This window comes from uncultured Rikenella sp., assembly GCF_947628055.1.
Taxonomy (GTDB): Bacteria; Bacteroidota; Bacteroidia; order Bacteroidales; family Rikenellaceae; genus Rikenella.
Map to the genome: position 1 here is coordinate 1 of NZ_CANQYJ010000131.1, position 5958 is coordinate 5958.

Consider the following 5958-nt stretch of genomic DNA (forward strand, 5'->3'; position numbering starts at 1 on the left):
CCCCTCCGGACTGGCCGCAAAAACCGCCGCCGACATACCGAAAACCAGAAAAAATACGTTACATATTGCCGTCAGGACCTTCATACCGTTGCTTTGTGTTTCCCCATTTTTGATTACCTTTGCGAGCTGCCTTTATACGCCTGACACAAAGGCCGGCGGACAAAATTAACCTATTTTCCTCGGATTTTGCGCTCGGTACTGCCAAAACGGACTTTTATCCCTCTTCTGCTCTTTCTCTGGGCCGCAGCAGTGTCTTTTACGGTTCCGAGTGCAATCGGTTCATCTTCATCTGTTTATGCGGATACTTTGCAGTCTGCCGCCGACACGCTGCCTGTCCCGGCGGAGGATACGGCGGGACGCGATTCCGTCCTTGCGGCTGCACCTGCGCCAAACGATACGGTGGCGCCCCGGCGCAAAAGCGGTTCGCCGCTGGCCGACCGCGTGACGGGGTCGCAGCAGGACTCGCTGGTCTACGACGTGCGCACCGGAAACCTCTACATGTATCGCAAAGGTGTGGTGAAATACACCGACATGCAGGTCGAGGCCGAGAAAATCCGGCTCAACCTCGACGACAAAAATGTCGAGGCGCAGGGCGATGTCGACACGCTGCTCAACACCTATATTCGTCCGAAATTCATTCAGGACAACACCACGTACGAGCTGGACTCGGTGCGGTACAACATCGATACCAAAAAGGCTTTGATTTGGGGCGCCCATACCAAGGAGGGCGAAGGGATCATCAGCGGCGGCCTCGTGAAAAAGATGCCCGACGACGTGCTGCATATGAAAGGGGGGACTTATACGACGTGCGATGCCGACCACCCGCACTTCTACCTCCAGATGACCAAAGGAACGGTCGAACCGAAGAAAAAGGTCGTTTTCGGGCCGGCCTACATGGTCATCGAGGATGTGCCGTTCTACTTGCTGGGGCTGCCGTTCGGCTTCTTTCCGCAGCAGGGGGCGAGACATTCGGGATTCATCCTGCCGCAGGTCGGCGAAGAGGTGGTCAAAGGGTTCTTTCTGCGCGACGGCGGATATTACTTCGTTTTCAACGACTATGTCGACCTGAAGCTCACCGCCGGAATTTACACCCTCGGCTCGTGGGAGGCGGGGGTGGCTTCCAACTACCGCAAACGCTACAAATTCAGCGGCGGTCTCCAGTTCAATTTCGCCAAAGACATCTTCGGCGAAAAGGGAAGCTCCGACTATGTCAATCAGCAGAACATGCAGATCCGATGGACGCACCAGCAGGATCCCAAGTTCAGGCCCAACTCCACTTTCTCGGCCAGTGTCAACTACTCCACCAGCAAGTACAACAAGTACAACGCGACGGACATGAACGACTACCTGTCGGCCCAGACCAGTTCGTCGGTGGCTTACTCCAAGAACTGGGCGGGGAAACCGTTCTCGCTTTCGATCAACGCCAGCCACAGCCAGAGCATGCGCGACAGCACCATGTCGCTCACCCTGCCGACGTTCGTGTTCAACGTGACGCGGATCAATCCTTTCCGGCGCCGGGCCGAGAAGGCTGTGGGCAAGGAACGCTGGTACGAAAAGATCGCCTTCACGTTCCAGACCAACTTTTCCAACAGCGTCACCGGCTTCAAGCAGAACGACTTCATGAAAAAGGCGATGTTCGACAAAATGAAGTTCGGGTTCCAGCACCAGCTGCCGGTCAGCGCATCGTTCAACGTGTTGAAATACCTGAACGTCACTCCCGGCTTCTCTTACCGCGAACGGTGGTATTTCCGCAAGATATACAAGGACTGGAACCCCGAGACCGAACGCATCGAGAACACCGACACGACCCGCGGGTTCTACCGGGTGTACGACTACAGCGCTTCGCTGTCGGCCAATACGCGGCTGTACGGGAGCTACGAACTGGGGCGGAAGGGAAAGATCAAGCTCCGGCATGTGATGACGCCGAACATCAGCTTCAACTACGCGCCGAACTTCGGGAAGGAGAGCTACGGCTACTACCGGACGATCCAGAGCGACAAGCATGGGGGGACGACGACCTATTCGCCTTTTGCCGATGAGATGTACAGGGTGCCGGGCAACGGCGAAAGCATGAATCTTTCGTTCGGGATCAACAACACGCTGGAAATGAAAGTGCCGAGTACGCGGGATACCAGCGGTTACCGCAAAATCAAGATATTCGAGGCGTTCAACATCACCTCCGGCTACAATTTCCTGGCCGACTCGCTCAAGCTCAGCCCGTTCAGCGTCAACGTGCGTACCACTTTGTTCAAAGGGTTGAGCCTCAATGTGAACGCTACGTTCGACCCTTATATGGTAGACCAGAACGGGCGGCGGATCGACCGGTTCGTGGCTTCGCACGGCAAGGGGCTGGCCCGGCTCACTTCGTTTACCACCGGGTTCAGCTACGGTTTCAGCTCCAAAGCCCGGAAAAGCTCCTCCAATACCCCGGCCAGCAACAATCCGGACAACAACTCCCGCTCCGACGTGGAAGCGGCCCTGAACGACCCGAACCAGAACGGCGGCTTCTTCGACCAGACCGAAAACCAGTATGCCACGGCGATGCGGAGGGCGCAGATGCTCGCCACGCAATACTATGATTTCAGTATTCCGTGGAGCTTCTCGTTCAACTACAACTTCAGTTTCAGCCGGCCGGGGAAGACCGTCTCGCGAATGCAGACGGTCAGCTTCAACGGCTCGGTGAACCTGACCGAAAAGTGGGCGGTGGAATTTGGGGCGGGGTACGATTTCGAGCAGAACAAAATCACGCCGGGGACGGTGATGATCCGCCGCGACATGCACTGTCTTCAGGCCACTTTCTCGTGGGTGCCGGTGGGGTTCCGGCAGAGCTGGACTTTTTCCATCCGAGCCAAGAGCTCGGTGCTTTCGGACTTGGTCAAATACAAGAAAACCAACAGCTTTATCGACAACTATTACAGCTATTGATCCCGGTCGCCGGCCGGAAACGAGAATCCGCCTGCGACAACGGAACCGGAAAGGCAAAAATATGGAAAGGCAAGCACGAAAAGTGGCATTCTACACCCTGGGCTGCAAACTCAACTTCTCCGAGACTGCGACCATCGCACGGCAGTTCGAGGAGGGAGGGTTCGTGCGGGCCGGGAAGGGGGAGCAGGCCGATATATGCGTGATAAACACCTGTTCGGTCACCGAGCATGCGGAAAAGAAATGCCGCCATATCGTGCGCAAGGCGGTGCGCGAAAATCCGGGAGCGCTGGTGGCGGTCACGGGATGCTATGCGCAGCTCAGACCGCAGGAGCTGGCGGCGATCGAAGGGGTGGACATCGTGACGGGGAATAACGAAAAGGGATTGCTATATACACAGGTCGCGGATAGGGTGGGGCGCGGAGCAGGAGGGCGGAGTGCGGAGGTGCATACCTGCGCGGTGCAGGAGATCCATTCGTTTTTCGCAGCGTTTTCGGCGGGTGGCCGCACACGGGCGTTCCTCAAAGTGCAGGACGGGTGCGATTACCGGTGTGCGTACTGCACGATTCCGGACGCGAGGGGGGCGAGCCGGAACATCGCGGTGGCGGAGTTAGTGCGCGAGGCGGAGCAGATCGCGGAGCGGGGAGTGAAAGAGGTGGTGATTACGGGGGTCAATATCGGGGATTTCGGGCGGACGACGGGAGAGTCTTTTTTGCAACTGATCGAGGCGTTGGATGCCGTGGAGGGGATCGGACGCTACCGGATCTCGTCCATAGAGCCGAACCTGCTGACGGACGAAGTGATCGCCTTCTGTGCGCGATCGGCGAAGTTCATGCCGCATTTCCATGTCCCGCTGCAATCGGGCAGCGACCGGATACTGAGGCTGATGCGGCGGCGGTACGATACGGCGCGGTTTGCGGAGCGGATCGAGCGGGTGCGGGAGGCTCTGCCGGACGCGTTTCTGGGGATCGACGTAATCGTGGGCTTTCCGGGCGAGACGGAAACGGATTTTGAAGAGGCGTACCGGTTTTTGGCGGAGACGGTTCGGCCGGCGTATCTGCATATTTTCCCTTATTCGGTGCGGCCGGGGACGCCTGCGGCGGTGTTTCCGGATCAAGTGCCGCCGGAGACGGCGGCGGAGCGGGTGGCCCGGCTGGGACAGCTGTCGGCCCGGCTGCATGCGGAGTTCTGCGCCCGGTTTACGGGACAGGTGCGGCCGGTGTTGTTTGAATCGACGGTCAAGGGAGGCCGGATGGCGGGGTTTACGGACAACTATATTCGGGTCGAGGTGCCGTATGAGAGGGAGCTGGTGAATACGATCGTGCCGGTGGAGCTGTTGTCGGTGGCTTCGGCGGCGCCGGAGGCTTCGGGATACGCGGGCGGGGACGAATACATGACGGGCCGGGTGCGATAGGCTTTTGCCGGCGGTCTGTCCGGAAACGGTGACGGCCTTTTGCGGGGGTACCGGAGGTATGAGCGAGGCAGAATAGGGGGCATGCGGTTCCTGTTCAATGTTATGCTGAAAAGATGACGGGTTATCAATTATATACCAGGTTGCGGCATGCGTTTACAGCGGTGCATTGGAGGGGCTATGCCGTCCATTCGCCGATGATGTACCGTTTTATTCGCGAGGTGGTGATCCGCACGCCGCGCCGCAAACTTCCGGAGGCGATCGGGAGGCGTTACGGGGCCGGGAATGTGGCGGTGGTGGATTCGGTGGAGGAGTTGCTGGCTGTGTTGCCGAAACCGGTCGCGGTGTTGCGCGAACCGTTCCGATCGGCTTGTGAGAGGCGGCAATTCGAGGAGTGGTACGGCCGCACGCATGTGGTCGGAGCGCATTTGCAGGGTCTGCTGGTGCTGTTTTTCGACCCGAAGTTGCAAAAACAGTTTTTCCGAATCAGAAATTGACTAACTTGCAATCTATGGAAAAAAGCGGGGAGATCATTTCGATCGAGAATATACGCAAAACATACGAGGTCGGCACGCAGCAGGTGCATGCGCTGGCGGGGGTGAACCTGAAGATATGGCGGAACGATTATGTGGCGATCATGGGGCCGTCGGGATCGGGCAAGTCGACGCTGATGAATATCCTGGGTTGTCTGGATTCGCCGACTGCGGGCCGGTATGTGCTGAACGGAACGGATGTGAGCAACATGGATGAGGATGAGTTGGCGGAGGTGCGGAACAAGGAGATCGGTTTCGTGTTCCAGACTTTCAATCTGCTGCCGCGCTATACGGCGTTGGAGAATGTGGCTGTACCGCTTATTTATGCGGGGGTGGCGAAGTCGAAGCGGCTGCGGAGGGCGCACGAGGCGTTGCAAAGTGTGGGGCTGGGCGACCGGATGGAGCACAAACCGAATGAGATGAGCGGCGGGCAGCGGCAGCGGGTGGCGGTGGCGAGGGCTTTGATCAATGACCCTTCGATCATACTGGCGGACGAACCGACGGGTAATCTGGATACCAAAACTTCGATCGATATTATGCATCTTTTCGAGCGGATATACCGCTCGGGGAATACGGTGATCGTGGTTACGCACGAGGAGGATATCGCGCAGTATGCCAGGCGGATCGTGAGGCTGAGGGATGGGGTGATCGAGTCGGACTGTGTGAATGAACACCCGGTGCTTCAAAAATAACCGTTCGTTTCATATTCGTCTCGCGCCGGCGGGGCTTTTTCTTCGTTGCCCTTATGGCGGGCGGGCTTTCGCGTACTCCTTATTCTTTGCGATCGGGCCGGCGCCAGCGGGGTGGTTTGGGGTAGTTACAGCCCGGTTCGGGTGCCGAGCGGCACCGCCCGCCCGGCGTAAGGGCAGTTCTCTCCGGTTAAGGCGGTGCAAACTCTCCGATTCGTGTGTCGAGCGGCACCGACACCGCGCGCGACAGCTGGAGTAGGAAATCGTTCAAAAGCATGAATTGCTTTTGAACAGGATTTCCGCTAGCGCGCGGCTGCAGCCCGCCTGGTTCTGGAACCGGATTTTACTGATGCTCGAGACAAGTACGGCTCCGAAGTACGAGTACGTTCCTGCGCCAGCGGGG

General features: G+C 58.2%; 4 protein-coding genes. All 4 read left to right on the plus strand.

The window, feature by feature from the left end; translation table 11 throughout:
- Positions 1-306: 306 nt before the first annotated feature.
- The 4 genes from Q0Z93_RS09475 to Q0Z93_RS09490 all read left to right on the plus strand — a co-directional run bounded on the left by Q0Z93_RS09475 (position 307) and on the right by Q0Z93_RS09490 (position 5558).
- Positions 307-2925 carry a putative LPS assembly protein LptD gene (locus Q0Z93_RS09475; protein ID WP_298064906.1) on the plus strand — a complete coding sequence of 873 codons (2619 nt, stop codon included), beginning with the start codon at positions 307-309 and terminating at the stop codon, positions 2923-2925.
- A 61-nt stretch (positions 2926-2986) separates the two neighbouring features.
- Positions 2987-4336: a tRNA (N(6)-L-threonylcarbamoyladenosine(37)-C(2))-methylthiotransferase MtaB gene (gene mtaB, locus Q0Z93_RS09480; protein WP_298064908.1), complete on the plus strand. Its 1350-nt coding sequence runs from the start codon at positions 2987-2989 to the stop codon at positions 4334-4336.
- Between the two features lie 113 nt (positions 4337-4449).
- Complete coding sequence (locus Q0Z93_RS09485; protein ID WP_298064911.1) at positions 4450-4830, plus strand: hypothetical protein; 381 nt, start codon at positions 4450-4452, stop codon at positions 4828-4830.
- A 14-nt stretch (positions 4831-4844) separates the two neighbouring features.
- Positions 4845-5558 carry an ABC transporter ATP-binding protein gene (locus Q0Z93_RS09490; RefSeq protein ID WP_298064914.1) on the plus strand — a complete coding sequence of 238 codons (714 nt, stop codon included), beginning with the start codon at positions 4845-4847 and terminating at the stop codon, positions 5556-5558.
- Positions 5559-5958 lie beyond the last annotated feature (400 nt).